This window comes from Curtobacterium sp. NPDC087080 (genome assembly GCF_044745105.1).
Lineage (GTDB): Bacteria > Actinomycetota > Actinomycetes > Actinomycetales > Microbacteriaceae > Curtobacterium.
Genome location: NZ_JBIUZP010000002.1, coordinates 745,509 through 771,451, shown reverse-complemented (window position 1 = coordinate 771,451; position 25,943 = coordinate 745,509). Strand labels below are relative to the sequence as shown.

Annotated in this window: 23 protein-coding genes; 6 read left to right on the top strand and 17 right to left on the bottom strand. The window is 72.2% G+C overall.

Annotation, left to right across the window (positions count from 1 at the left end; genetic code table 11):
* Positions 1-19: 19 nt before the first annotated feature.
* From rsfS to rplU, 9 genes are all read right to left on the bottom strand, one after another.
* Positions 20-394 (bottom strand): ribosome silencing factor, encoded by a 375-nt coding sequence (gene rsfS, locus ACIPEQ_RS07790; protein ID WP_066653181.1) that lies wholly within the window; start codon positions 392-394, stop codon positions 20-22.
* Between the two features lie 141 nt (positions 395-535).
* Positions 536-2,089 carry a hypothetical protein gene (locus tag ACIPEQ_RS07785; RefSeq protein WP_402714740.1) on the bottom strand — a complete coding sequence of 518 codons (1,554 nt, stop codon included), beginning with the start codon at positions 2,087-2,089 and terminating at the stop codon, positions 536-538.
* A complete protein-coding gene (gene nadD, locus ACIPEQ_RS07780) occupies positions 2,086-2,685 on the bottom strand; it encodes a nicotinate-nucleotide adenylyltransferase (RefSeq protein ID WP_402714739.1) in 600 nt (199 codons plus the stop codon). The genes ACIPEQ_RS07785 and nadD overlap by 4 nt, the downstream gene beginning before the upstream one ends.
* 11 nt (positions 2,686-2,696) lie before the next feature.
* Positions 2,697-2,897: a hypothetical protein gene (locus ACIPEQ_RS07775; RefSeq protein ID WP_058728434.1), complete on the bottom strand. Its 201-nt coding sequence runs from the start codon at positions 2,895-2,897 to the stop codon at positions 2,697-2,699.
* Positions 2,898-2,941: 44 nt separating this feature from the next.
* Positions 2,942-4,207, bottom strand: a complete 1,266-nt coding sequence (locus ACIPEQ_RS07770; protein WP_402714738.1) for a glutamate-5-semialdehyde dehydrogenase — start codon at positions 4,205-4,207, stop codon at positions 2,942-2,944.
* Between the two features lie 117 nt (positions 4,208-4,324).
* A complete protein-coding gene (gene proB / locus ACIPEQ_RS07765; RefSeq protein WP_209677935.1) occupies positions 4,325-5,143 on the bottom strand; it encodes a glutamate 5-kinase in 819 nt (272 codons plus the stop codon).
* Positions 5,144-5,150: 7 nt separating this feature from the next.
* The gene (gene obgE / locus ACIPEQ_RS07760) at positions 5,151-6,668 is read right to left on the bottom strand and encodes a GTPase ObgE (protein WP_402714737.1); all 1,518 of its coding nucleotides are present in this window, start codon (positions 6,666-6,668) and stop codon (positions 5,151-5,153) included.
* Positions 6,669-6,794: 126 nt separating this feature from the next.
* Positions 6,795-7,046 (bottom strand): 50S ribosomal protein L27, encoded by a 252-nt coding sequence (rpmA, locus tag ACIPEQ_RS07755; RefSeq protein ID WP_022905368.1) that lies wholly within the window; start codon positions 7,044-7,046, stop codon positions 6,795-6,797.
* Positions 7,047-7,060: 14 nt separating this feature from the next.
* Positions 7,061-7,369, bottom strand: a complete 309-nt coding sequence (gene rplU / locus ACIPEQ_RS07750; protein ID WP_066653169.1) for a 50S ribosomal protein L21 — start codon at positions 7,367-7,369, stop codon at positions 7,061-7,063.
* Between the two features lie 178 nt (positions 7,370-7,547).
* On the opposite strand from rplU, the gene ACIPEQ_RS07745 reads away from it, so the two are divergent.
* Positions 7,548-7,835, top strand: coding sequence for a DUF4031 domain-containing protein (locus tag ACIPEQ_RS07745; RefSeq protein WP_402714736.1), 288 nt, complete (start codon positions 7,548-7,550; stop codon positions 7,833-7,835).
* 571 nt (positions 7,836-8,406) lie between these two features.
* Here ACIPEQ_RS07745 and ACIPEQ_RS07740 read toward each other — a convergent pair.
* Both ACIPEQ_RS07740 and ACIPEQ_RS07735 read right to left on the bottom strand, forming a co-directional pair.
* Positions 8,407-9,387: a hypothetical protein gene (locus tag ACIPEQ_RS07740; protein WP_402714735.1), complete on the bottom strand. Its 981-nt coding sequence runs from the start codon at positions 9,385-9,387 to the stop codon at positions 8,407-8,409.
* Between the two features lies 1 nt (position 9,388).
* A complete protein-coding gene (locus tag ACIPEQ_RS07735) occupies positions 9,389-12,385 on the bottom strand; it encodes an Rne/Rng family ribonuclease (RefSeq protein ID WP_402714734.1) in 2,997 nt (998 codons plus the stop codon).
* A 333-nt stretch (positions 12,386-12,718) separates the two neighbouring features.
* Here ACIPEQ_RS07735 and ACIPEQ_RS07730 point away from each other — a divergent pair, with 333 nt between their 5' ends.
* A complete protein-coding gene (locus tag ACIPEQ_RS07730) occupies positions 12,719-13,327 on the top strand; it encodes a vitamin K epoxide reductase family protein (protein ID WP_402714733.1) in 609 nt (202 codons plus the stop codon).
* Between the two features lie 554 nt (positions 13,328-13,881).
* Here the strand turns inward: ACIPEQ_RS07730 and ACIPEQ_RS07725 are convergent.
* The 5 genes from ACIPEQ_RS07725 to ileS are packed head-to-tail and all read right to left on the bottom strand — an operon-like array spanning position 13,882 to position 20,395.
* The gene (locus ACIPEQ_RS07725) at positions 13,882-14,730 is read right to left on the bottom strand and encodes a DsbA family protein (protein WP_402714732.1); all 849 of its coding nucleotides are present in this window, start codon (positions 14,728-14,730) and stop codon (positions 13,882-13,884) included.
* 25 nt (positions 14,731-14,755) lie between these two features.
* The gene (ndk, locus tag ACIPEQ_RS07720) at positions 14,756-15,175 is read right to left on the bottom strand and encodes a nucleoside-diphosphate kinase (RefSeq protein WP_058728426.1); all 420 of its coding nucleotides are present in this window, start codon (positions 15,173-15,175) and stop codon (positions 14,756-14,758) included.
* A 26-nt stretch (positions 15,176-15,201) separates the two neighbouring features.
* Complete coding sequence (locus ACIPEQ_RS07715; RefSeq protein WP_058748842.1) at positions 15,202-15,573, bottom strand: DUF4233 domain-containing protein; 372 nt, start codon at positions 15,571-15,573, stop codon at positions 15,202-15,204.
* Between the two features lie 41 nt (positions 15,574-15,614).
* Positions 15,615-17,144 (bottom strand): bifunctional folylpolyglutamate synthase/dihydrofolate synthase, encoded by a 1,530-nt coding sequence (locus ACIPEQ_RS07710; protein WP_402714731.1) that lies wholly within the window; start codon positions 17,142-17,144, stop codon positions 15,615-15,617.
* Positions 17,141-20,395, bottom strand: coding sequence for an isoleucine--tRNA ligase (gene ileS / locus ACIPEQ_RS07705; RefSeq protein ID WP_402714730.1), 3,255 nt, complete (start codon positions 20,393-20,395; stop codon positions 17,141-17,143). Before ileS ends, ACIPEQ_RS07710 begins: the two co-directional genes overlap by 4 nt.
* Before the next feature lie 242 nt (positions 20,396-20,637).
* Here ileS and ACIPEQ_RS07700 point away from each other — a divergent pair, with 242 nt between their 5' ends.
* Positions 20,638-21,672, top strand: a complete 1,035-nt coding sequence (locus ACIPEQ_RS07700; protein ID WP_402714729.1) for a cation diffusion facilitator family transporter — start codon at positions 20,638-20,640, stop codon at positions 21,670-21,672.
* A gap of 13 nt (positions 21,673-21,685) precedes the next feature.
* Here the strand turns inward: ACIPEQ_RS07700 and ACIPEQ_RS07695 are convergent, their stop codons facing one another.
* A complete protein-coding gene (locus ACIPEQ_RS07695) occupies positions 21,686-22,285 on the bottom strand; it encodes a TetR family transcriptional regulator (protein ID WP_402714728.1) in 600 nt (199 codons plus the stop codon).
* A 31-nt stretch (positions 22,286-22,316) separates the two neighbouring features.
* Here ACIPEQ_RS07695 and ACIPEQ_RS07690 point away from each other — a divergent pair, with 31 nt between their 5' ends.
* Genes ACIPEQ_RS07690 through ACIPEQ_RS07680 form a run of 3 tightly spaced genes read left to right on the top strand, consistent with a single transcriptional unit; the run spans position 22,317 to position 25,920 of the window.
* The gene (locus ACIPEQ_RS07690) at positions 22,317-23,969 is read left to right on the top strand and encodes an ABC transporter substrate-binding protein (RefSeq protein WP_402714727.1); all 1,653 of its coding nucleotides are present in this window, start codon (positions 22,317-22,319) and stop codon (positions 23,967-23,969) included.
* Positions 23,954-25,045 (top strand): ABC transporter permease, encoded by a 1,092-nt coding sequence (locus tag ACIPEQ_RS07685; RefSeq protein ID WP_402714726.1) that lies wholly within the window; start codon positions 23,954-23,956, stop codon positions 25,043-25,045. Before ACIPEQ_RS07690 ends, ACIPEQ_RS07685 begins: the two co-directional genes overlap by 16 nt.
* Positions 25,046-25,050: 5 nt before the next feature.
* Positions 25,051-25,920, top strand: a complete 870-nt coding sequence (locus tag ACIPEQ_RS07680) for an ABC transporter permease (protein ID WP_402714725.1) — start codon at positions 25,051-25,053, stop codon at positions 25,918-25,920.
* Positions 25,921-25,943 lie beyond the last annotated feature (23 nt).

Here is a 25,943-nt window from a genome sequence, read left to right as displayed (position 1 = left end):
TCACCCGGGCGCGTCGCGCCTACGCGGTGTGGTCGACGGGCAGCTCGAGCGGGATCGTCGGGCAGTCCGACCAGAGGCGCTCGAGCGAGTAGTACTGGCGGTCTTCCTCGTGGAAGACGTGCACCACGATGTCGCCGAAGTCGATGAGGACCCAGCGGCCCTCGGTCCGGCCCTCGCGCCGGAGCGGCTTGGCGCCGGCGGCGATCAGGCGGTCCTCGACCTCGTCCGCGATGGCGAGCACGTTGCGCTCGTTCCGGCCGGTCGCGAGCAGGAACACGTCGGTGAGCTGCAGCGGCCCGGTCACGTCGAGGGCGACGAGGTCTTCGGCCTGCTTCGCGTCGGCCGCCTGGGCGGCGATCTGCACGAGTTCCAGTGCGCGTGAGGAGGCGGTCACGGAGTCCTTCCGGTCGTCGGCACCGCGCTCTGCGGGTCCGTGTGGTGGGTCCTGATCATAGGCCACCCCGCCGACAGCGACCAGGCCGGTGGGCCGGGTCAGGGCGACGGGGTGACGTTCGACGAGGGGTCCGGCGGGCGGTCAGCCGCCGAAGTGGGTGGTGAGCAGGGCGACGATGATGACGCCCGCTGCAGCGAGGCCGACGGCCCCGACGGTGACACCGAGGATGACCGGCGTCCGGGACTCCTTCGGCTTCGCGGCGGCGAGCACGACCTGCCGGGTCGAGGTGTGGCTCGAGATCGCGCGGCTCGCTCGGACGGGGCTCGCGTCGGTCTCCGGCTGCTCGTCGTGCTGCTCGAGCAGACGGTCGACCTCGGCCCCGTCTATGGGACGGTGCGAACCGGTGGACGACAGCGAGGCCGGCAGGTCGATCGACCCGGTCAGGATGACCTCACCGGTGGCGTTCAACGCACCGGTGGGGTCCGCCAGCGCGGAGCTCGGCAGCACGATCGAGTTGGTGTCCTGGACGGCGACGCGGCGGGTGCCCGTCACGTCGTGCACCTCGGCGTCGTCGGTGTCCCTGGCCTGCTGGGTCCAGTGGCCGGCCGGCGGCTCGAAGGCCGTGGTCACCGGCTTCGGCTCGGGGCTCCGCCGGAACGCCGCGGGGACGCGCGGCGCATCGGTGTCCGCGTCGCCTCCGCTGCCGGCACCGTCACCCCTGCTGTCGGTGCCGTCGTCGGACCGCCGCGCGGTCCCGGGCGTCGGACGCTGGACCGGCACCTCGTTCGTGTCGTCGTCGAGCGACAGCGGGAACACGACCGGGGTCGACGCCGTCGGCGCCGGGGCCGACTCCTGGGCAGCGTCGTCGTCCGCGTCGGGCGCCTCCGTGTCGTCGGCACCCGTGTCGTCGTTCTCCGGCGGGGCCCAGGTCGTCCTGTGGCGTCGGGGCTCCTCGGCGTGCGCAGCGGCCTCGCTCAGGGGTTCGATCGCGTCCGGGGACCCGTCGGCCTCGGTCGCCTGGGCCACGGCCGCGGGGTCGAGCACGTCGGCCTCGGCCGGGTCCTGCTCGGGGGCGTCGGCGGCGGTGGTGTCGGCGGCGGCAGTGTCGTCGGCGGACGTGTCACGCGCGGCGGGGGCAGCGTCACCGGACGCACCAGCGGCCGCGGACGCCTCGATCACCGGCGTGGCGGCGAGCGGGACCTGAGCGGAACGCGCCGACGTCGCCCTGTCGGCCGAGGCGGGCCGCGGACGCTCGGCGTCCTGCTCGAGGTGGTCGACCGACCCGATGACGTCCTGGACGGTGCGGTCGGACGACTGCGGGGTCGGTGCCTGCAGCGGCACGGGCTGCACGACCTGCCCCTCGGCCTCGCGCATCAGCCGGAGCTGACGGCGGGTGAGACCGCCGGTCCCCGGCACGATCTCGGTCGCCGAGGCCGGTGCCGGAGCGAGGGGGAAGACCGGGCCCTGCTGCGGCGCCGGGTCGATGCTGCCCGAGGCGGGTCGGACGGCCGGCCGCGCCGGGCCGCTCGGCGAGGGCGCGACGTGTGACCCCGGCCGTCGACGGGACTCGGGTTGGTCGGACGGTGCCGCGACGGTCGGTGGCGGGGTGACGGGCTGACCGCCCGCTGCTGCGGCACGCTCCCGCTCGCGCGCCTCACGCCGCGAGAGAGGCGGCTGCGCGTCGGACGAACTCATGCAACGCTCCGATACAGGTGGTGCTTGGAGATGTACTGGACGACCCCGTCCGGGACCAAGTACCACACGGGGTGGCCGCGCCTGACCCGGTCGCGGCAATCTGTCGAGGATATCGCCAGTGCTGGGACTTCGAGCAAGCTCACGTCGCGTTCGGGCAGTCCGGTGATGCTCAGGTCGTGGCCCGGACGGGTGACCGCGACGAAGTGCGCGAGGTCCCAGAGACCATCATGATCCTTCCAGTCGAGGATCTGCTGGACGGCGTCCGCGCCCGAGATGAACACGAGCTGCGCATCCGGTCGCTGGTCGTGGAGGTCGCGGAGCGTGTCGACCGTGTACGTCGGCCCCGGACGGTCGATGTCGACGCGGCTGACCGTGAACATCGGGTTCGACGCGGTCGCGATGACCGTCATCAGGTACCGGTGCTCAGCGTCGGAGACGTCCGACTTCATGTACGGCTGACCGGTCGGGACGAAGACGACCTCGTCCAGGTCGAACGCACGGGCGACCTCCGATGCCGCCACGAGGTGCCCGTGGTGGATCGGGTCGAACGTGCCGCCCATCACGCCGATGCGCGGGCGCCCCGTGCTCTCCAGCATCGAGCGGCGTGTCAGAGCTTGGTGTGACCGAACTCGTCGACACCCGTCTCGTGGTGGCGGGTGGCCTCGAACTTGTGCGAGTGACGGTACGCGACGTCGCGGAAGCTCCAGGTCACGAACCCGAGGAAGGTGAAGAACAGCGCGCCGCACATCGGGAAGACGAACGCGGGCACCCCGGAGGCGTGCTCAGCGGCTTCAGCGAGGAAGGTCATCGGTCCGGTGCTCCGTTCGATCGGGTGGGAAGTCGCCGCCCAGTCTAGCCGCGGATCTGTCCGTGCCCGCGCACGATCCACTTGGTACTGGTCAGTTCGGGGAGCCCCATCGGCCCACGGGCGTGCAGCTTCTGCGTCGAGATGCCGACCTCGGCCCCGAAGCCGAACTCGCCGCCGTCGGTGAACCGGGTCGAGGCGTTCGCCATGACGACCGCCGAGTCGACCTCGGCCAGGAAGCGCTCGGCGGTGTCGACGTCGTCCGTCACGATGGACTCGGTGTGGTGTGTCGACCACCGCGCGATGTGCGCCATCGCGGCATCGACGTCCGGCACCACGCGGATCGACAGGTCGAGGTCCATCGACTCCGTCGCCCAGTCCGCCTCGGTCGCACGGAGCACGCCGGGGACGATCGTCCGGGTGGCGTCGTCGCCGCGCAGGGTCACCCCGGCGGCACGGAGGCGGTCCGCCAGCACCGGCAGCAGCCGCTCGGCCGCCCCTTCGTGCACGAGGAGCGTCTCGAGGGCGTTGCACACGCTCGGCCGCTGCACCTTGCTGTTCAGCACGATGTCGATCGCACGCTCGAGCGGCGCCGTCGCGTCGAGGTACACGTGCACCACACCGGCGCCCGTCTCGATCACGGGCACCTGGGACTCGGTCACGACGGTCTGGATCAGCGAGGCGCTCCCCCGCGGCACCAGGACGTCGACGAGTCCACGCGCGCGCATCAGCTCGGTCGCACCCTGGCGACCGAACTCGTCGATGGTCTGCACGACGTCCGCGGGCAGCCCCACCGAGGCGACCGCGCCGCGGATGCGCTCGACGAGTTCGGCGTTCGTGCGCTGCGCCGCCGACCCGCCCCGCAGCACGACGGCGTTCCCGCTCTTCAGCGCGAGCGCGGCGATGTCGACGGTGACGTTCGGGCGTGCCTCGTAGATCGCACCGACGACCCCGAACGGCACGCGGACCTGGGTGAGCTGCAGCCCGTTCGGCAGGCGCGACCCGCGCACGAGGTCGCCGACCGGATCCGGGAGCCCGACCACGTGCTCGACCGCCGCCGCGAGGGCGTCGATCCGCGCGGCGTCCAGTCGCAGGCGGTCGAGGAGCCCCGAGGACAGCCCGCCGTCCTCGCCCGCGACGAGGTCCCCGTGGTTCGCTGCGACGATCGCGTCCGTCCCGGAGCGCAGGGCGGCCGCGACGGCGCGCAGCGCCTGGTCCTTGACCGCCGTGGTGGCCGTGGCGAGCGCCGTCGAGGCAGCACGCGACGCGACCAGCTTGTCGGTGAGGGTGAGGGCGGTGGCGGTCGGCGACATGGTCCGATACTAGGTCGGCTGTCGGCCTCGTGACGCTGGCCACGGCACACCTGTGGAGACGGCCGGGAGGCCGGCCTGCCGGACCGGCACCGTGCCTCCCGGCCGACGATCCCGCGATCAGCCCCGCGGCGCCGCGCGGAACCAGGTGCCCACGTGCTCCCCTGCCAGTGCCCGGTCCACGAGTGCGGTGCCGGTGACGAGCACCGACGTCCCCGCCTCGGCCGCGAGCCGCGCCGCGGCGACCTTCGTCCCCGCGCCCCCGGTGCCGACGCCGGCCGAGCCGGCCGAACCGAAGGTGACACCGGCGAGCTCGTCGCCGAACGGGACCTCGTCGATGGGTTCGGCGTCCGGGTGCTCCGGCGGCCGGGTGTAGAGCGACTCGACGTCGGACAGCAGCACGAGCGCGTCGGCGCCGAGGAGCCGCGCGACGAGCGCCGCGAGTCGGTCGTTGTCGCCGAAGCGGATCTCGTGGGTGGCGACCGTGTCGTTCTCGTTGACGATGGGGAGCACCCGCAGCGCGAGCAACCGGTCGACCGCCCGCTGCGCGTTGACCCGGTGCGTGGGGTTCTGCATGTCGCCTGCGGTGAGCAGGACCTGCGCCGCGACGATGCCGTGGCGGTCGAGTTCCTTCTGGTACCGGAACATGAGCACGTTCTGCCCGGTCGCCGCAGCTGCCTGTTGGGTCGCCAGGTCGTCCGGACGTCCTTCGAGCCCGAGGAACGGGAAGCCCGTCGCGATGGCACCGGAGGACACGAGGACGACCTCGGTGCCCCGCGCGTGGGCCGCGGCCAGGGCGTCCACGAGCGCGGCGATCTGCCCGGTGTTGTCGCCGCTGACCGACGACGAACCGACCTTCACGACGAGCCGACGCGCACGCGGGACGTCCTGCCGCCGGCTGACGGGGCCGAGGTCGGTGCGCGCGCGCGTGTCGGTCATGCCTCGATCAGTCCTGCTCGTCGCTGTCGTCGTCGGCCCACAGCCCGGACACGCGCTCCTGCTCGAGCTCGGCGCGCGCTGCGGCCTTGGCGTCCATGCGCTCGAAGTACTCCTCGCGGCGCTCGTTGCGCGTCGGGCGCGACGAGCCGCCGACGCGGGCGTCCGTGCCGCGGGCGCTCGTGATGAGCTCGGCGGTCGAGGTCAGGGTGGGCTCCCAGTCGAACACCATGCCGCCGTCGCCACCGATGACGACGGTGGACCCGGCGACGGCTCCGGCCTTGAACAGGCCGTCCTCGACGCCGAGCTTCGCGAGCCGGTCGGCCAGGTAGCCGATGGCCTCTTCGTTGGTGAAGTCGGTCTGCGTGACCCAGCGCTCCGGCTTGTCGCCCCGCACACGGTAGAAGCGGTGCTCCTCGCCGCCCTCGGCACGCACGGTGAAGGGCTTCTCGTTGACCGCCTTCGGACGGAGGACGATGCGCTCCTGCTCGGGGGCGGCGGGACGGGCGGCGCGGGCCTGTTCGACGACCTCGGCCAGGGCGAACGTCAGCTCGCGCAGGCCCTTGCGGGACGCGGTCGAGATCGGGAACACGCGGTAGCCGCGCTCCTCGAGCTCGGCGGTGACGAAGTCGGCGAGCTCGGCTGCCTCGGGCACGTCGACCTTGTTGAGCGCGACGAGCTGCGGACGCTCGAGCAGCGGGGTCTGCCCCTCCGGCACCGGGTAGCGCTCGAGCTCGCCCAGGATGACGTCGAGGTCGCTGATCGGGTCGCGGCCGGGGTCGAGCGTCGCGCAGTCGATGACGTGCAGGAGCGCCTCGCAGCGCTCGACGTGGCGGAGGAACTCGAGGCCGAGGCCCTTGCCCTCCGACGCGCCCTCGATCAGGCCCGGGACGTCGGCGACGGTGAAGCGGACCTCGCCCGACTCGACGACACCGAGGTTCGGCGTCAGGGTCGTGAACGGGTAGTCGGCGATCTTCGGCTTCGCAGCGGAGATCGCGGCGATGAGCGAGGACTTGCCGGCGCTCGGGAACCCGACCAGGGCGACGTCGGCGATCGTCTTCAGCTCGAGGCTGACGTCACCGGTCCACCCCGGGGTGCCGAGCAGCGCGAACCCGGGAGCCTTGCGCTTCGTGGTCGCGAGGGCCGCGTTGCCGAGACCGCCCTGACCGCCCGGGGCCACGACGACGCGCATGCCGGGCTCGGTCATGTCGGCCAGGACCTCGCCGTCCTCGTCGTGCACGACGGTGCCGATCGGGACGGGGAGCTCGAGGGTCTCGCCGCTCACACCGCTGCGCATGTCGCCCATGCCCGGCTGGCCGTTCCGCGACGAGCGGTGGGGCGACCGGTGGTAGCCGAGCAGGGTCGTCACCTGCGGGTCGGCGACGAGCACGATGTCACCGCCGTCACCGCCGTTGCCGCCGTCGGGGCCGGCGAGGGGCTTGAACTTCTCACGGCGGACCGACACGCAGCCGTTGCCGCCGTTCCCCGCGGTGAGGTGCAGGGTCACGCGGTCGACGAAGGTCGCCATGGGTCCACTCCTAGGTGTTGCAGCAGGACCGCGACGTGTCGCAGCGGTGCCGGCTGGTCGTGCACGAAAGAACGGGAGGGGCGGGCACGTGGCCCGCCCCTCCCGCAGAGTCTGTCGTCGCTGGTGTTACGCGTTGACGATGTTGACGACCTTGCGGCCGCCCTTGGTGCCGAACTCGACCGAACCGGCCGAGAGGGCGAACAGCGTGTCGTCGCCACCACGGCCGACGTTGGCGCCCGGGTGGAAGTGGGTGCCACGCTGGCGGAGGATGATCTCGCCGGCGTTGACGACCTCGCCACCGAAGCGCTTCACGCCGAGGCGCTGTGCGTTCGAGTCACGACCGTTGCGAGTGGAGCTCGCACCCTTCTTGTGTGCCATCTTCTACTCCCGCCTTACGCGATCGAGGTGATCTTGACGCGGGTGAGCTCAGCGCGGAAGCCCTGGCGCTTCTTGTACCCGGTCTTGTTCTTGAACTTCTGGATGACGACCTTGGGGCCGCGGAGGTCCTCGAGCACCTGGGCGGTGACGGTCACGTTCGCGAGCTCGGAAGCCGCCGACGTGATCTTGTCACCGTCCACGAGGAGCACCGGGGCGAGGTCGATGTTGCCCTTGTCGTCGGCCTTGGCACGGTCGATCGTGAGGATCGTGCCGACCTCGACCTTCTCCTGACGGCCGCCGGCGCGCACTACTGCGTAAACCACGTGGAATTCCTTACGTACTCTGCTTGAGGGAAGTCTCGGGTGCCCACTTCTGCACGAGCGGCTCCCGGAGGCCGGGCCCGATCGGCGACGCAGGCAGAACGGCCCGCTGACACCAGGGATCGAGAATACTCGATCCCCCCGGGTCCGGTCAAACGGCGACACACGTACGATGACTCGCGTGACCGTGTTGATCGACCCGCCGACGTGGCCCGCCCACGACACCGTCTGGTCGCACCTCGTCAGTGATGCATCCTACGACGAGCTCCACGCCTTCGCCGAACGCGCCGGGATCCCCCGCCGCGCGTTCGACCACGACCACTACGACGTGCCGCGGTCGCGCTACGACGAACTCGTCGCTGCGGGCGCGACGGCGGTCACCGGGCGCGAGCTGGTGCTCCGGCTCATCGCGAGCGGTCTGCGCGTGCCGCAACGCGACAAGCGCGGGCAGGCCCGACGCGCGCACTGAACGTGCGCGTGGAGCAGGGGCGCAGGGCTCGTGCCGACTGCACCGCGCCGGGCCGTTCCCCCGTGGGGCGACGAACGGGAGCGACGGCGGGGTGAGGCCGGGCGCGTCGGGCGGCGCGTCGGCCGGGCGCGTCGACCGGGCGCGTCGGCCGGGAGGCACGGTCCGCCCCCGCAACGCCTCGCACGCCCGCCGTGTGGCTGACCGGTCCGGCTGGCCGATCGGGAGGCACGGCCCACCGCCGCCACGCCCCGCCCCACCGCTCGGTGACGGAGCCGTCCGGCGTGATCGGTCGGGAGGCGCGGCCCGCCACCGCCACGCCTCGCACCGCCGGCCTGTCGCCGGCCGTGCCAGCCGGGTCGGCGAGGTTCGGCAGTACCAGCAGGGCGCGCTGCTCCCGTGGGCCTCGCGGCGTCCGCACGACCGCGAGCACGTCGAACCACGTCGAGTCGTGGCGCGACGTGCTCCGGGTTGGTCGGCGGCGAGTCGCGCTGCACGATCGCCGACCAGTGGTCAGCAGGACCTGCGCCAGCGCACGCGCCACAGCTGCGGCACCGCACCGGCCGCAGCGGCGTCAGCGCGTCGGCGGCGTCCAGCGGTCGTCGGGGCGCTGACCGTACGGCTGCTGCTGCTGCTGCTGCTGCTGCTGCTGCTGCTGCTGCGCACCGTACGGCTGCTGAGCGGGCTGCACGGTCGACGGGGGCACGGCGTCCGCCGGACGGACCGCCCCCAGACGACCGCCGGCCGCCCCCTGTGCAGTACGCCCACCACGCGGGCGCCCGAGCCAGAGCCATGCGACGGTCGACGTCGCGAGGAGCATGAGCGTGAACGGGATCCCGTTCTGCAGGGGCCCGGTGAGCACGTCGATCACGAGTCGCGCCCCCGAGCCGGTCCGGACCGCCGCGTAGGACCCCGTGAAGACCCCGACGAGCGCCAGGGCGACCGTCCCGGCGGCACCGGCGAGCACGGCACGGAGGAGCACCGTCGGCAGCGGGCTGCGCCGCGCGATCGGCGTGAGGAACGCCAGGGCCAGGAACGCCCCCGCGTAGAACGGGAAGGGCGAGGCGAACACGCCGGACACGAAGCTGCCGAGCAGGCTCGCGCCCGTGCCGTAGGACGAGAAGGGGTGCACCACGAGTGACGTGCCGAGCAGCCCGAGGACGCCGGAGACCACCTCGACGAGCACGATCGACACGACGGCGATGAGGGCACCGGTGGTGTTGGCGACCGACGCCCCCGGCGCGAAGGCCCGACGCGGGTCGGACGTCCGCGACGCCCGTGCCCGACCCCGCTGCCCGTGGGGCTGCTGCTGGCCGTACTGCGGCTGCTGCCCGGGCCACGCCTGCCCGCCCGGCTGCCCGGGCCACGGCTGACCGGGCGCCTGCACGCCCGGATGCCCTGACCACGCCTGCGCACCCGGCTGACCGGGCGCCGGCTGGCCGGACCAGGCCTGACCACCGGACGGCCCGGCCGCGGGCGGTGCGGGCTGCGACCAGCCCGCACCGTAGTACCCGCGGTCCTGCTGCCGACCGTGCGGGTCCCCCGCGTCGGTCACGTCAGTTCCCCACGATCACGGAGCCGTCGTCCTGCCCGTCGCCGTCCGCCGACGCGGGCGCACTGATGCTCGGCGACGAGACCCGACGCGACCGCGAACGGCCCTGCCCCGGCTGCTTCGGCTCCGGGAGCGCCTGGAGCACGGAGTCGAGCAGCGACTCGGCGTCGTCCCGGGTCGGGCGCGGCTCACGCTTGGTGACGGCCACCGGGATGTCGAGGATCGCGACGGTGTTCTCGGTCGGGGTGACGGGAGCGCTCGAGCTCACGCGACGACGGGTCGGTGCGCTCTTCGCCGGCGCCGACTCCTGCACGGGCGACTCGGGAGCGGTGCTCTGCGCGGGGGCCGACTCGGGCACGGGGGCCTCGGCGCGAGCCTCGTCGGCACCGCGCTCGGACGCACGCTCCTCGCGACCGCCCTCCTCGCCACCGCGCTGCTCGGGTGCGGCACTGCCGGCGCCACGACCGCCTCGACGACGGCGGCGCTTCGAGCCGGACGACTGCTCGCCGTCACGGTCTCCCCCGCCGGCGGACTGCTCCGACCCGCGCTCGGGGGCGGAGACCGGCGAAGCGCTCGACGCGGGTGCGTCGGCAGCCGACGACACCCCGGCCTCGGCGTCCGGGGTCGCGGCGCCCCCACGGGGCGATGCCACACCGGTCACCGGCGTACCGGACGACGCCTCGTCGTGGGGCAGCGTCGACGCCGCGATCCGGGACAGCGCGTTCTTGACGTCCTCCGTGATCTGGTGCGCCTGCGACGACTGGCTGGAGGACCCGTTGCCGGAGCCGCCGTTGCCAGCGTGCCCGTTGCCTCCCTGGCCGTTGCCGTTGCCGTTGCCGTTGCCACCGGTCGAGCCGTTGCCGCTGCGGCCCTTGCGCCGGCCCTTCGAGGGGCCGGAGTCCGCGTTGTTGTCGTTGACCTTGGCGTTGACCTCGTCGAGCGACTCGCGCAGGCCGACACCGATCTTCTTGCGGGTCATCTGCACGAGGCCGAGCGAGGTGACCTCGGCCACCTGGTGCTTCGTGCGGTCGCGGCTCAGGCACTCGACGAGACGACGGAGCACCAGGTCGCGGTTCGACTCGAGCACCATGTCGATGAAGTCGATGACGATGATGCCGCCGATGTCCCGCAGGCGGAGCTGCCGGACGATCTCCTCGGCTGCCTCGAGGTTGTTCTTGGTGACGGTCTCCTCGAGGTTGCCACCAGACCCGACGAACTTGCCCGTGTTGACGTCGACGACCGTCATGGCCTCGGTGCGGTCGATCACGAGCGACCCACCGGACGGCAGCCAGACCTTGCGGTCGAGCGCCTTCTCGATCTGCTCGTTGAGGCGGTACTCCTCGAACGAGTCCGGGCCGTCGTAGATCGCCACGCGGTCCTTGAGGTCGGGTGCGACGGCGTCGAGGTAGTCCTCGATGGTCCCGCGCGCGGCCTCGCCGTCGATGATGAGCTTCGTGAAGTCCTCGTTGAAGACGTCACGCACGATCTTGACCAGGAGGTCCGGCTCCGAGTGCAGCATGACCGGGGCGTGCCCGTTCTGCACCTTCTTCTGGATCGCCTCCCACTGGTTGGTCAGGCGCTGCACGTCGCGGGTGAGCTGCTCCTCGGTCGCGCCCTCGGCCGCGGTGCGGACGATGACGCCCGCGTGCTCCGGCAGGACCTCCTTGAGGATCTTCTTGAGGCGGGCGCGCTCGGTGTCGGGCAGCTTGCGCGAGATGCCGTTCATCGAGCCGTTCGGCACGTAGACCAGGTAGCGGCCCGGCAGCGAGACCTGCGAGGTCAGACGCGCACCCTTGTGCCCGACCGGGTCCTTCGTGACCTGCACGAGGACCTTGTCGCCCGGCTTGAGCGCGGCCTCGATGCGGCGACCGTGGTTCCCGGTGTCGACCGAGTTCCAGTCGACCTCACCCGCGTAGAGCACCGCGTTCCGACCGCGACCGATGTCGACGAACGCCGCCTCCATCGAGGGCAGCACGTTCTGCACCTTGCCGAGGTAGACGTTCCCGATGAGCGAGACGTTGTGCGACTTGGTGACGTAGTGCTCCGCGAGGACGTTGTCCTCGAGCACCCCGATCTCGATCTTCGACGAGCTTGAGCGGACGATCATCTGGCGGTCGACGCTCTCGCGGCGGGCGAGGAACTCGTCCTCGGTGATCACCGTGCGACGACGACCGGCGTCACGGCCGTCGCGGCGACGCTGCTTCTTCGCCTCGAGTCGGGTCGACCCCTTGATGCGCTGCGGCTCGGTGATGAGCTCCGGCTCACGGCGACGCGGCTCCTGGTGGTCGCGCGGTTCGCGGACGCCGCGCTCCTGGCGGTCCGCGCTGCTGCCCCGACGGCGCGAGCGACGGCGGCCGCCGCCCTGCTCGTCGTCCTCGTCGTCGTCGTCCTCGTCGCGTGCGGCGCGGACCGGCAGGACCGGCAGGACCGGCGCGTGGAAGATCAGGCTGAGGGTGCTGGTCGCCTTCGGCACGAAGGGCTCCTCAGCCTCGGGAGCGGAGGCGGGCTCCGGCCGGGAGGCACCGCTCACGTCGTCGGCGTCCGTCGCCATCGCGCTGGGGGCCTCGGGCGCGCTGGCCGCCTCGACCTGGTCGGTCGCGGTGGGTGCGGCGGCTGCCGCAGCGTCGTCCGCCGGGGCCTCGACGACGGGCTGGCTGCCCGTGACCGTCGAGACGTCCTGGGGCTCCGCTGCTGCGGCGGGGACCTGCTCGACCGCGACCGCCACCGCGTCGTCGGTCGACCCGTGCTCCGCCGCCTCGGGGGCCGCTGGCCCGTCGCTCGCCGGAGCGGTGCCCTGCGCGGCCGTCTCGTCGGCCGCATCGGCGTCGGTGACCGGAGCGTCGCCGGTCAGCGCGACCGTCTCGACGTCCGTGGTGTCGGTGTCGACGTCACCACGGGCCTCCAGGCCGGTGGACCGGGCGCGACGGCTGCCGAACAGGCGGCCTCGGCGCTTCGGTGCGACTTCTTCGTTGTTCGGGTTGTCGGTGTTCTGCTCCACCATGGATCTGGTGCACTCCTCGGCCCCACTCACGTCCTGTCGGACGGCGGGAATTCTGTGGTTGTCACGGGTGGCGTCCACGCCCCCGCGTTCGTTCTCGTGACCGGTGTGCGTCGTCCCGGCGTGCGGTCCGGTGTCGTTCCGGGTCGGGCACCCGGCCCGACCGGCTCGGCATCGGAGGTGACGCGAGTCCCGGTCACGGCGCGCTCTCACCGCGCCTGATCGTCCGGGCTGGGCCCGGAAAGCTCTCTCGCCGCACGGATCGGCCGCGCGACTGCTGTCATTGTCGCACGAGGTGCCAGGAAAGGTCCGGAACGGGCATGCGATGATGACGCCGTGAGCACGAGCGCAACCACGCCCCGCCGCCCGGTCGCGATGGCGGTCTTCCTCATCGTCACCGGAGCAGTCGGCCTCTTCGCCGCGTTCAACCTGGTCCTGGACGAGTTCGCGAAGTACGAGAACCCGTCGAAGGCCCTGAGCTGCGACGTCAGCCCGTTCGTGAACTGTTCGCAGGTGATGACCAGCTGGCAGGGCTCGCTGTTCGGGTTCCCGAACCCGCTGCTCGGCGTGATGGGCTTCGTCGCCCCGATCGCCGTCGGGGTGATGCTGCTCGCCGGCATGCGGAACGGACACCGCTGGTTCTGGGTGCTGTTCAACGCCGGGGTGTTCCTGGCGTGGGTGTTCGTCACCTGGCTCTTCACGCAGACCGTGTGGGTGATCGGCTACCTCTGCCCCTGGTGCCTGCTGGTGTGGAGCATGACGATCCCGATGTTCTGGATCTTCACGACGTGGAACGCGGCGCAGGGCCGCTTCGGCGCCGGACTCCAGCGGGTCGGTCGCACGCTGCTGCCGTACTCGTGGGCGTTCGTGCTGGCGAACTACGCCGTGGTCGTGGTCTGCATCCTGATCGTGTTCCCGCGGGTCCTCACGACGCTGCCGTTCTGACGTTCCCGCTGCCCCGGCTGTCCTGACGTCGCCGGGGCGCTGCTGGGCGCGCGCCCCGGCCGTCCTGACGCCACCGGACCGCTGTGCTGCACCCGTGGCGACCCGCCGAGCGGGCCAGATCCGTCACGCTCGACGGTCTCCGGCGACGGATCGTGCCCTCGCCCGGATCGGCGGCGGCGTGTCCTGCCCACTCGGGAGGGCCCGCCGGGTCGGTCCTGATCAGCACAGCACGCTCGGATCGTCTCGACGGGCCGGGTCCGAGGGGTGCGACGTTCGGAGCGGGCTGCGGCGTTCGGAGCGGGGTACTGCCTGTGGCGCGAGCACCAGGGCCCCAGGACTCGCGAGCACTTCGTCCCATCACAGCTGCGATCGGATGACGATCCGCTCGTGGGAGGACGGAACGAACGACCTCCCACGCGCGGATCGACCTCCCACGCGCGGAACGGTCTTCCACACGCGGAACGATCTACCCGCGACGGCCGCGCCGCGCCGGGGACAGCACTCGGCCCCGCGCTCCCGGGGAGGGAACGCGGGGCCGAGTACGGCGGAGCCGACTACTTCGCGGCGGCCTCGATGGTCGGGACGACGTCGGTGAGGGTGCTCACACGCTGCCCGTTCACCAGGATCGTCGGCGTGCCGAAGCCCTGGGGGCCGGCCACGGCCGGGTCCGAGGTGACCTGGTTCGTGATCTTCGTGACCCAGCTCTTGTACGTCTCGTTCGACAGGCACTCGGACACGTCGGAGCCGGTCGCGCCGCCGGCCTTCACCAGGTCGGCGATCTCGGCGTTCGTCAGGCCCTTCGTGCCCTCTTCCGGCTGCTTCTCGAAGAACTGCGTCTGCACGGCGAGGAACTTGTCCGGCGCGTAGTTCGCGACGCACATCGCGGCGTTCGCGGCTCGGCTGGCGTACCGCGAGCCGAGGTAGCTGCGGTCGAGGATCGACACCGGGTGGATCTCGAGCGTCGCCTGACCGTTCTTCACGAAGTCGGTGATCTGGTCGGCGTAGGCGCCCTCGAACTGCTTGCACACGGGGCAGGCCCAGTCGACGTACTCGACGACCTTGACCTTGCCGTCGCTGTCGGCCGTGGCGACCGGGGACGGGGTGCCGTCCGCCGAGACCCCACCGGTCGTGACGGGCGTGATCGTGCCGTCGCCGCCGGTGAACTGGATGCCACCGGTGACCATGTTCTTCGGGCCGGCGGCCGAGGTGGTGCCCCCGCTGTTCACGTTCACCACGACGATCGCGATGATCGCCGCGACGGCCACGATGCCCAGGCCGATGCCGCCCTGCAGGAACCACTTGTTGCGGCGCTTGCGACGCTTCTCGGCGTCGGCTCGCTGGCGGGCGACCTCACGGGCGTGCTGCCGACGCTCGTTCTTGGTGGGACGGTCGTTGTTCGTCATCGCGTCTGTGCTCCGCTTCCGTCGATCAGGCGAACCAGAGCGCGAGCTCGCGGGCGGCCGACTCCGGGGAGTCCGAGCCGTGCACGAGGTTCTGCTGCACCTTCAGGCCCCAGTCGCGACCGAGGTCACCACGGATGGTGCCCGGCGCGGCCGAGGTCGGGTCGGTGGTGCCGGCGAGCGAGCGGAAGCCGGCGATGACACCGTTGCCGGCGACGCGCACGGCGACGACCGGGCCGGACTGCATGAACTCGACGAGCGGCTCGAAGAACGGCTTGCCCTGGTGCTCCTCGTAGTGCTGGTCGAGCAGCTCGCGCGACGCCGTGACCATCTTCAGGTCGACGATCTCGTAGCCCTTGGTCTCGATGCGACGGAGGACCTCTCCGGTGAGCTGGCGGGCGACGCCGTCGGGCTTGACGAGGACGAGGGTCTCTTCGAGATCGGACACGCAGTTCTCCTGTGGTTCGGTGGTGGTCAGTCCTCGGCCTGCGCGGCCCGGAACGCGGCGTTCTGCCGGTCGAGCTGACCGCCCTTGACGAAGCAGAACACCCACAGCGCCAGGAACACCGCGCCGACCGCGAACATGAACGGTTCGATGAACCCGGTGGCGAGGATGGCCGCCTGCAGCAGCCACCCGAACCATACACCGGCGGGCTTGCCGGTCAGGCGTGAGGCAGCTGCGAGGACGATGATCGCCAGGATGCCCCCACCGAACGCCGCGAGCGGCGGCAGCGTGCCCTTCCCGTAGACGACGAGCATCGGGAAGAAGAACATCACTGCCTCGAGTCCGAGGGTGATCGAGAGCAGGCTCTCGCGGGCACCGCGCTGCGGGCGCGGCTTCCGCATGCGCGGCTGGCGGCCCGGCCGGGAGGCCCGTGGCGCGTCCGTCACTCCGCCGCACCTCCTCCTGAGCGCAGCCCCTCCGCGTGCACCAGCTCCATGACCCCGCCCACCATCACGATGGAACCGGCGACCAGCACGAGGGCGTCCTCGGCGTCCGCCTCGTCCGCCAGGTCGCGGGCTTCCTGCAGTGCCTGTTCGAGCGAGGGCTCGACGACCACGCGGTCCTCGCCGACCTCGGCCACGACGATGCGGGCGAACGCGTCCGCGTCGAGTGCGCGGTCCCCCGGCGGCTGCGTCACGACGAAGGTCTCCACGGTGTCCTTGAGCGCCCGGACGAAGCCGCGGGCGTCCTTGTCCCCGAGGATCCCGACGACGCCGACGACGTGCTCGGACGGGAACGCGACCGGCAGCGCCTCGGCCAGCGCGCGTGCACCGTGCGGGTTGTGCGCGGCGTCGACCACGACGGTCGGCTCCTGCGCGATCGGCTGCAGGCGTCCGGGGCTGGTGGCGGCCGCGAGCCCCTCGGACAGGACGTCCTCGTCGAGGGCCTGCGACCCGCGGCCGAGGAACGACTCGACCGCGGCGATCGCGACGGCGGCATTGTGGGCCTGGTGCTGGCCGAAGAGCGGCACGAACAGGTCGTCGTAGCGCCCGGCGATGCCCTGCACGGTGACGAGCTGCCCGCCGACCGCCGGGGTGTCGGACACGACGGAGAACCCGGTGCCCTCGACCGCGAGCGTCGACTCGGTGAGCTCCGCGGCCCGCTCGAGCTCCGCGAGGGCCTCGGGCGTCTGGGCACTGGAGACGACCGACGACGACGGCTTGATGATGCCGGACTTGGTGCGGGCGATCTCGGCGACGGTCGACCCGAGCTGCTTGGCGTGGTCGATCGCCACCGGGGTGATCACCTGCACCTGACTCTGCACGACGTTGGTGGAGTCCCACTCGCCACCCATGCCGACCTCGATGACGGCGACGTCGACCGGCGCCTCGGCGAAGCACGCCAGGGCCAGGACGGTCAGCGCCTCGAAGAACGTCAGCGGTTGCTCGCCCTTCTCGGTGAGTTCCCGGTCCGTCATCTCGAGGATCGGGGTGATGTCGTCCCAGTTCTCGACGAAGCGGTCGGCGGCGATCGGCTCGCCGTCGATGACGATGCGCTCCCGGATCGACACCAGGTGCGGGCTCGTCATCAGGCCGGTGCGCAGGCCGTGCGCGCGGACGATGCTCTCGGTCATGCGCGCGGTCGACGTCTTGCCGTTCGTGCCGGTGACGTGGATGACCGGGTAGGCCAGGTGCGGGTCGCCGAGGAGCTCGACGGCGCGTCGGGTGGCGGTCAGCCGGCGCTCGGGTGCCTGTTCGCCGATGCGGGCGTACAGGGCCGCCTCGACCCGCCGCACCTCGTCGTCGTCCCCGCCGTACGGCAGGGCGTCGGCCGGTGCCTGGTCACCGGACGGTCCGACCGGGATGCGGACCCCGGCGGTGTCGTCGAGCGGACCGAGGTCCTCGACGCCGTCGTGGTCGTCGTACCGCTCGCTGTCGTCCTGGCTGCTGTCGTACTGGTTGCTGTCGCTCATGCGCGTGCCACCTCCACGGACACCTTCGCACCGTCGCCGACGTCCGAGCCCTCGCCGGGAGCGAACGTCGTCGTGGTCACCTCGACGCTCGTCGCCAGGGTCTCCCCCGCGATGAGCTGCTCGTGCGTGCGGATCGCGCCCTCCGCGTCCTCGGAGACCCGGAGCGTCAGGGCGATGCGGTCGCTGACGTCGAGGTCGGCGTCGCGGCGGGCCTGCTGCACGGCGCGCACGACGTCGCGGGCGAGTCCCTCGGCCTCGAGCTCCGGGGTGGTCACGGTGTCGAGCACCGCGAAGCCACCGCCGTCGAGGAACGCCACCGCGACGGAGTCGTCCGCGACGGTGAGGTCGAGCGTGTACTCGCCCTCGACGAGGTCGATCCCGCCGACGGTCACGCCGGACTCGGTCGCGACCCAGTCGCCCTTCTTGGCAGCCGGGATCACCTGCTGCACCTGCTTGCCGATGCGGGGACCGGCGGCACGGGCGTTCACGGTGAGCTTCCGCTCGATGCCGTAGCGGCCGAGCGAGGACTCCTCCTGCTGCTCGAGCACGACCCGCTTGACGTTCAGCTCGTCGCGGAGGATGTCCGCGAACGGCTCGATCGCGGCCGGGTCCGGCACGACGAGGGTCAGCGTCGCGAGGGGCAGGCGGACACGTCGACCGGTCGCCTTCCGGAGCGCGAGGCCCTTCGACGCGACGTCGCGCACGCGGTCCATCGCGGCGACGAGGGCGTCGTCGGCCGGGAACTCCGTCGCGTCCGGGAAGTCCTCGAGGTGCACGCTGCGCCCGCCGGTCAGGCCCTTCCAGACCTCTTCCGTGACGAGCGGCGCGAGCGGGGCGGCGACACGGGCCAGCGTCTCGAGCACGGTGTACAGCGTGTCGAACGCCGCACGGGCCTCGGGCGAGGACTCCGCGCCGAGCCAGAACTTGTCGCGCGAGCGCCGGACGTACCAGTTCGTCAGCACGTCGGCGAAGTCCCGGACGGCCTGGGCCGCGAGCGGGGTGTCGAGCGCGTCGAGGTGCGTGGTCACGTCCGCCACGAGCACCCGGGTCTTCGCGAGCAGGTACCGGTCGAGCACGTCGGTGCTCGCCGTGCTGCGCGAGGCCTGGTAGCCGGTGTCGCCCGAGGCGTTCGCGTAGAGGGTGAAGAAGTAGTACGTCGACCAGAGCGGCAGCAGGAACTCGCGGACGCCCTGGCGGATGCCCTCCTCGGTCACGACGAGGTTGCCGCCGCGGATCACCGACGACGACATGAGGAACCAGCGCATCGCGTCGGCGCCGTCGCGGTCGAACACCTCGGAGACGTCCGGGTAGTTGCGGAGCGACTTCGACATCTTCTGGCCGTCCGAGCCGAGCACGATGCCGTGGCTGATGACGTTCCGGAAGGCCGGACGGTCGAACAGCGCGGTGGAGAGCGCGTGCATGACGTAGAACCAGCCGCGGGTCTGCCCGATGTACTCGACGATGAAGTCCGCCGGGCTGTGCTCCTCGAACCACTCGCGGTTCTCGAACGGGTAGTGCACCTGCGCGTACGGCATCGAGCCGGAGTCGAACCAGACGTCGAACACGTCCGAGATGCGGCGCATGGTCGACTGCCCGGTCGGGTCGTCGGGGTTCGGCCGGGTCAGGTCGTCGATGAAGGGGCGGTGCAGGTCCACCTCGCCGTCGGCGTTCAACGGCAGGCGACCGAAGTCGCGCTCGAGCTCCTCGAGCGAGCCGTAGACGTCCTGGCGCGGGTACGCCGGGTCGTCCGACACCCAGACCGGGATCGGCGTGCCGAAGTACCGGTTGCGGGACACCGACCAGTCGATCGCGTTCCCGACCCACTTGCCGAACTGGCCGTCCTTGACGTTGTCCGGCACCCAGTTGATGTCCTGGTTCAGCTCGCCCATGCGGTCACGGAACTCGGTGACGCGGACGAACCACGACGAGACCGCCTTGTAGATGAGGGGCTTCCGGCAGCGCCAGCAGTGCGGGTAGCTGTGCTCGTAGGACGCCTGGCGGAGCAGTCGGCCCGCCTCGCGCACGGTCTTCGTCAGCGGCTTGTTGGCGTCCGACCAGAGCATGCCGGCGACCTCGCCGAACTGCGACGTGAACAGGCCGCCCTCGTCGAGGGAGAGCACGACGGGGATGCCCGCGGCCGCGCAGACCTCCTGGTCGTCGGCGCCGTACGCCGGGGCCTGGTGCACGATGCCCGTGCCCTCGCCCGTCTCGACGTACTCGGCGACCAGGACGCGCCAGGCGTTCTCGTACCCCTCGGCCTCGGCCAGGAAGTCGAACAGCCGCTCGTACTCGACGCCGTCGAGCTCGGCGCCGACGACCGTGCGGAGCACGGCGGCGGTGGCGTCGTCGGCCGACTCGTAGCCGAGGTCCTTCGCGTGGGCGGCCACGGTGTCAAACGCCAGCAGGTAGGTGGCGGAACCGGCGTCGCCACCGTCAGCCGCGCCTCCCGGCCCGGCCGGCACGACCGCGTACGCGATCTCCGGACCGACCGCGAGCGCCGCATTCGTCGGCAGGGTCCAGGGGGTCGTCGTCCAGGCGAGCGCGCGGACGCCGGTCAGGTCGAGCTCGGCGGCACGGGCACCCTGCAGCGCGAACGCCACCGTGACCGACTGGTCCTGACGCATCTTGTAGACGTCGTCGTCCATGCGCAGCTCGTGGTTCGACAGCGGCGTCTGGTCGTTCCAGCAGTACGGCAGGACGCGGAAGCCCTCGTACGCCAGGCCCTTGTCCCACAGCTGCTTCCACGCCCACAGGACGCTCTCCATGAAGGTGACGTCGAGGGTCTTGTAGTCGTCCTCGAAGTCGACCCAGCGCGCCTGGCGCGTGACGTAGGCCTGCCACTCGTCGGTGTACTGCAGCACCGACTGCTTCGCGGCGGCGTTGAAGACGTCGACGCCCATGTCGTCGATCTCGTGCTTCTCGGTGATCCCGAGCTGGCGCATGGCCTCGAGCTCGGCGGGGAGCCCGTGGGTGTCCCACCCGAAGCGGCGGTGCACCTGCTTGCCGCGCATGGTCTGGTAGCGCGGGAAGACGTCCTTCGCGTACCCGGTCAGCAGGTGACCGTAGTGCGGCAGGCCGTTCGCGAAGGGCGGTCCGTCGTAGAAGGTCCACTCGGGGCAGCCCTCGCGCTGGTCGATCGACGCCCGGAAGGTGTCGTCGCCCTTCCAGAAGGCGAGGATGCCCTGCTCGACGGCAGGGAACGACGGGGACGGGACGACACCGTCGGCGGGGACGTTGAGGGGGTAGGCCACGAGCTGCTCCTGTGGGTTCGGTTCGTCTCCACGAGGACGGAGCGTGCTCCGCGGTACCACCTCGCTTGCCGGTCGCTGCTCGCGCTGCGACCGACCGCTCGTTCGCCGGATGAGGGTGCGGTCCGGTCCGCCCGGGTCTACTGACGGCGGTGGTGCTGCCGCGTTCTTCCGGAGGCTCACCGGTGATGGCCGGGTCGACGCCTGATGGGACGAGTCTACAAGAGTCGGAGCATGCTGGAGCGATGCCCTCGTCCGAGAAGCAGGACCGTCCCGAGTCCCTGCTCACAGTCGTCATCGCGTTCGCCGCCAACCTGCTCGTCGCCGTCGCCAAGACCATCGCGTCCCTGATCTCGGGGTCGGCGTCGATGACCGCGGAGGCCGCACACTCGTGGGCCGACACCGGCAACGAGATCTTCCTGCTCGTCGCCGAACGCCGCGGTGCGAAGAAGCGGGACCGGAAGCACCCGCTGGGCTACGGCCGCGAGACCTACATCTGGTCGATGTTCGCCGCGTTCGGGCTCTTCACCGCGGGCGCCGTCGTGTCGATCTGGCACGGCATCACCGAGCTCGGCGAGACCGGCCCCGCCGAGGACGTCGTGCTCAACTACGCCGTGCTCGGCATCGCGTTCGTCCTCGAGGGCACGAGCTTCCTGCAGGCCTACCGCCAGGCGCACGGAGCCGCCACGAAGCGCCGCGTCCCGGTCCTCCGGCACGTGCTGCAGTCGTCCAACCCCACGCTCCGGGCGGTCTTCGCCGAGGACGCCGCGGCGCTGGTCGGGCTCGTGATCGCGTTCCTCGGCGTGCTCCTGCACCAGCTGACCGGGCTCGCGGTGTTCGACGCGATCGGCTCCATCGCGGTCGGGCTCCTGCTCGGGGTCGTCGCGATCGTGCTCATCGAGCGCAACCGCCGGTTCCTGGTCGGCGAGGCGACGTCGCCCGAGCTCGAGGACGCCGTGCTCACCGAGCTGCTCCGTCGCGACGAGGTGGAACGGGTCACGTACCTGCACCTCGAGTTCGTCGGACCGTCCCGGGTGTTCCTCGTGGCGGCCGTCGACCTGACCGGCAACGAGCTCGAGGACCACGTCGCCGTCCGGCTCCGCCGGGTCGAGGCGTCGCTCGAGGAGAGCCAGTACATCGAGGAGGCCGTCCTCACCCTGAGCATCCCGGGCGACGCGTCGCTCGCGGCCCGTGGTGTCGGCGAGGTACCGGCGACCGTGCGCGACGGCACGGTGGAGGACGTCGCGGCCGGCGGCGCGGGGACCCTGCGGACGGAGTAGCGGCGGCGGGCGCTCAGCGCGCGTCGAGCCCCGCCGCGACGGGCGTCAGCGCCGCGCCGACGTACTCGACGAGGGACCGGCGTGCGACACCGTCGGCCACCCACACCCCGAACGCCGCGGCCGCCGCCCCGAGCATCGCCCCGGACACGGTCTGCGGCCAGAGCGACGTCGGGTGCTCCCCCGTCCGCGACCCGACGAAGGCCGAGACCGCTCCGTGCTGCGCCATCACCCGCGCCGCCACGCTGGCGACGAGTTCGGTGCCGATGTCCATCACCTCGGCCTGGGCGATCGCCCAGGGCACCCGCTCCGGGTCGTGCGCCCGAGCGGCCGCGACCAGGGCCTCCTCCACGGCGCGGACGGGCGAGGGCTCCGTCGACGCGGCCAGGAACGCGGGCAGGTCGGCGACCGCGGCGTCGAGCTCGAGCCAGAGCACGTCGGACTTCGCCCCGAAGTAGTTGAAGAACGTGGCCCGGCTGACCCCGGCCCTGGCCGCGATCTGGTCGACGGTCGTGCGTGCGTAGCCCTGCTCGAGGAACAACTCGGCGGCGGCGTCGGCGAGGACCTCGGCGCTCGATCGACGGGGGCGGCCACCGCGGCGCATAGTCTCGTCCATGCGCTCAGTAAACCGCTAGACTCGTCCAGCCATGATCTTGGACCGAGTACAGAAAATCCCGACCCGAGCGACCCGGACCCTGTCCGTCGCCGCGGGTGCCACCGCGGTCCTGCTGGCCCTGACCGCCTGCACCGGCGGCGGCACGGCCACCTCCGACAGCACGCCGGTCAGCGGCGGCACGCTCACCTACGCCTCCGGTGACGCCGAGCCGACCTGCCTCGACCCGCACGTCGGCGGCAACTACCCGCAGGCGCTGCTGTCGACGCAGTACATCGAGATGCTCACCGGGCTCGACCGGAACGGGCAACCGACACCGGCGCTCGCCACGGGGTGGACGACGAGCGACGACGGCACGACGCTGACGCTCGACCTGCGCTCGGACGTGACGTTCTCCGACGGCACCCCGTTCGACGCGGCCGCGGTCGTCGCGAACATCGAGCACGTGCAGGACCCGACGACGGCGTCGAGCACGGGGTACCTCGCCCTGCAGTCGATCACGAAGGCGACGGCGACCGACGACCACACCGTCACGCTGTCGCTCAGCCGTCCGGACAGCGCGCTGCTCGAGTCGTTCTCACAGCCCTGGGTCGGCATGGAGTCACCGAAGGCCCTGCAGCGCCCGCAGGCGACGAACTGCGCCTCGCCCGTCGGCACCGGCCCGTTCACCGTCACGAAGTGGCAGCGGGGCGATCGCATCACGCTGGCGAAGAACACGTCGTACACGCCGCTCTCCGGCTCGACGAAGCCCCGCCTCGACGGCATCACGTGGCGCTTCCTGCCCGACTCGACCTCGCGCTACGCGGCGTTGCAGGCCGGCCAGGTCGACGTCATCGACAACGCCCAGCCCGACCAGCTGAAGAGCGCGTCGTCGAACGGCGCGATCCGCGACCTTGACGCCCCGCGGCCGGGCGCCTCGAACCGCCTCGAGCTGAACTCCGGGCACGGGGTGTTCCGTGACGAGTCCGTGCGGAAGGCCTTCATCGCCGGCGCGGAGATCGACCCGGGCCTGCAGAGCCTGTTCCTCGGCACCGCGAAGCGCTCGTACTCGGTGCTGTCGAGCGTCGAGCCCGCCGCGTACTCCGACCCCGCGCTGTTCGAGTACTCCCCGTCGACCGCGAAGCGCCTGCTCGACGAGGCCGGGTGGAAGGTCGGCAGCGACGGCGTCCGTGAGAAGGACGGGCAGCGGCTCACCGTGACCTTCCCGGTGTCGACGAACCAGTCGGTGCCCGCGGAGCGCAGCCTGTTCCAGCAGGTCCAGGCCTCGGAGAAGGCGGTCGGGTTCGACGTCCGGCTCGAGGAGCTCGACCTGTCGAGCTGGTACGCCGCGCTCGCCGCGAACGAGTACGACGTGGTCAGCGCGCCGTACACGAAGGTCGGCCCGGACGTCCTCCGCATCCTCTACGACAGCGCGAGCATCGAGCCCGCACCGTCGGGCTACTTCGCGAACCTCGCCCAGCTGGACGACCCGACGGTCGACGACCTGCTGGAGCGCGCGGCCCGCACGTCGGACGCCGACGAGCGCGGCGCCCTGTACCGACAGGCGCAGCAGCGGATCCTGGCCAGCGGCACCGTGCTGCCGCTCTACGACCAGCAGAACCACTTCCTGTACCGCTCGTCCGTCCACGGCATCGAGACCACGTCGGTCTCCACCCCGTGGTTCGGCACCGCGTGGATCGCGCGCTGACGGGCGAGCCGGCCGGGAGGCCCGCCCCACCTCCGCCCCGTGTCCGCACCCGTCGCGGCTGGTCGGGCTGGGTCCTGTGGGGACTCCGCCGCCTGGCCGGCGGCGTCGGGGTGCTGTGGGCGGTCGCGACGATCGTCTTCGTCGCGATCCGGCTGATCCCCGGCGACCCGGCGCTGGCGATCCTCGGCGGCCCTGGCTCGCAGGCCTCGGCGGAGGCGGTCGAGGCCGTCCGCCGCGAGTACGGGCTCGACCGACCGGTGCTCGTGCAGTACGCGGTGTTCCTCGGGCGCCTGGCGACCGGGCACCTCGGCGACTCGTACGCGTTCCGCACGCCCGTCTCCGAGCTCCTCGCGCAGCAGGTCCCGGTGACGCTGACGCTCGCGGTCGCCGGACTCGTCGTCGCCTGGGTGCTGGCGATCGGTGCCGCATGGTGGTCGACGCAGCGCGGCCGGGTCGCCGCAGCGCTCACCGGGGCGATCACCGTCACGGCGAGCGTCGTGCCGCACTTCTGGCTCGGCAGTGTGCTCATCGTGGTCTTCGCCAGCGCGCTCGGGTGGGTGCCGGCGGTGTCGGACGGCAGCCTGCGCGGCTGGGTCCTGCCCGTGCTCACCGTCGCCGTGCCGGTCGCCGGGTACCTGGCCGAGACGGTCCGCGACGGCGTGGTCGACGCCCAGCGGTCCGCGTTCGCCCTCGCCGCCCGCGGTCGCGGCGAGTCCCGCGCCGGGCTGTTCGGACGCCACCTGCTCCGGCACGCGGCGCTCCCGGGCATCGCCCTGTCCGCCTGGGCCTTCGGGTCGCTGGTGTCCGGCGCCGTGGTCGTCGAGTCGGTCTTCGCGCTGCCCGGCATCGGTCGCGCCCTGGTCACCGCGGTCACCCAGCGGGACATGCCGCTCGTGGCCGGGATCGCCCTCGTGTCCGCCGCCGCGTACGTCGTCGTGCTCGCCGTCGCGGACCTCGTCGAGCAGGCGGTCGACCCGCGGACCCGCGACCGTCGTCGGAGCGGACGTGTGCGGACCGGACCGGCGCAGCGGGGGCGCGTGCGCGTGCGGACGCAGCACGGGGCGGACGCACGGTGAGCGGGGTGCTGGACCCGGGCCTCCAGGCCGGTGCGTCCGAGGGACGGATCCGACGGTCCGAGCGGTTCCGTGGGGGGACGCTCGGCCCGACGGGTACGGTCGCGGCGGTCGTCGTCGCGGTGGCGGTCGTGGCCGCGGTGTGGCCGTCGCTGCTCGGCGGCGGCGACCCCCTCGCGGTGCACCCGACCGACGCGCTGACGCCGCCCGGAGCGGCACACCCGTTCGGGACCGACGAGTCCGGGCGCGACGTGCTCGCGCGCGTGGTCGCAGGGACCCGGGCCTCGCTCCTGGTCGGGGTCGCGGCGACGCTCGTCGGCGGCCTCAGCGGGGTCCTGCTCGGCACCCTGGCCGGCCTCGGCGGCCGGCTCGTCGATGCGGTCGTCGGGCGGGTCACCGAGGTGGCGTTCGCGCTGCCGCTGCTGCTCGTCGCGCTCGTCGTCATCGCGGTCACCGGACCCGGACCGGTGCCGGCGACCCTGGCGGTGGGCTTCGCGACGGCGCCCGGGTACGCCCGGATCGTCCGCGGCCTGGTCCGGAGCGCGCGGTCGTCGCAGGTCGTCGAGACCGCCGTGCTGCAGGGCCGCTCCCCCGGCCGGATCGTCTTCCGCCACGTGCTGCCCGCGGCGCTCTGGCCCGTCGTCGCCGTCGCCACGCTCGGGGTCGGTCAGGCGGTGGTGTGGGCGTCGGCGCTCAGCTACCTCGGCGTCGGGACACCGCCGCCTGCCCCGGAGTGGGGGGCGATGCTCGCGGACGGCCGCACCTACCTGCTGACCGCGCCGTGGATGAGCACGTTCCCGGGCCTCGCGATCGTCGTGCTGGCGACCGCGGTCACGGTGCTCGGGCGCGCGGTGCGTCGGACGGGGGCCGCGCGGTGACGGTGCTCGAACGCGCCGTCCGT

Coding starts and splice junctions, on each gene's coding strand:
- ACIPEQ_RS07785 (WP_402714740.1), bottom strand. CDS start 2,089: ATGAGTTCGTCCGACGCGCAGCCGCCTCTCTCGCGGCGTGAGGCGCGC.
- nadD (WP_402714739.1), bottom strand. CDS start 2,685: ATGCTGGAGAGCACGGGGCGCCCGCGCATCGGCGTGATGGGCGGCACG.
- ACIPEQ_RS07775 (WP_058728434.1), bottom strand. CDS start 2,897: ATGACCTTCCTCGCTGAAGCCGCTGAGCACGCCTCCGGGGTGCCCGCG.
- ACIPEQ_RS07770 (WP_402714738.1), bottom strand. CDS start 4,207: ATGTCGCCGACCGCCACCGCCCTCACCCTCACCGACAAGCTGGTCGCG.
- proB (WP_209677935.1), bottom strand. CDS start 5,143: ATGACCGACACGCGCGCGCGCACCGACCTCGGCCCCGTCAGCCGGCGG.
- obgE (WP_402714737.1), bottom strand. CDS start 6,668: ATGGCGACCTTCGTCGACCGCGTGACCCTGCACCTCACCGCGGGGAAC.
- rpmA (WP_022905368.1), bottom strand. CDS start 7,046: ATGGCACACAAGAAGGGTGCGAGCTCCACTCGCAACGGTCGTGACTCG.
- ACIPEQ_RS07735 (WP_402714734.1), bottom strand. CDS start 12,385: ATGGTGGAGCAGAACACCGACAACCCGAACAACGAAGAAGTCGCACCG.
- ACIPEQ_RS07725 (WP_402714732.1), bottom strand. CDS start 14,730: ATGACGAACAACGACCGTCCCACCAAGAACGAGCGTCGGCAGCACGCC.
- ACIPEQ_RS07715 (WP_058748842.1), bottom strand. CDS start 15,573: ATGCGGAAGCCGCGCCCGCAGCGCGGTGCCCGCGAGAGCCTGCTCTCG.
- ACIPEQ_RS07710 (WP_402714731.1), bottom strand. CDS start 17,144: ATGAGCGACAGCAACCAGTACGACAGCAGCCAGGACGACAGCGAGCGG.
- ACIPEQ_RS07700 (WP_402714729.1), top strand. CDS start 20,638: ATGCCCTCGTCCGAGAAGCAGGACCGTCCCGAGTCCCTGCTCACAGTC.
- ACIPEQ_RS07695 (WP_402714728.1), bottom strand. CDS start 22,285: ATGGACGAGACTATGCGCCGCGGTGGCCGCCCCCGTCGATCGAGCGCC.
- ACIPEQ_RS07690 (WP_402714727.1), top strand. CDS start 22,317: ATGATCTTGGACCGAGTACAGAAAATCCCGACCCGAGCGACCCGGACC.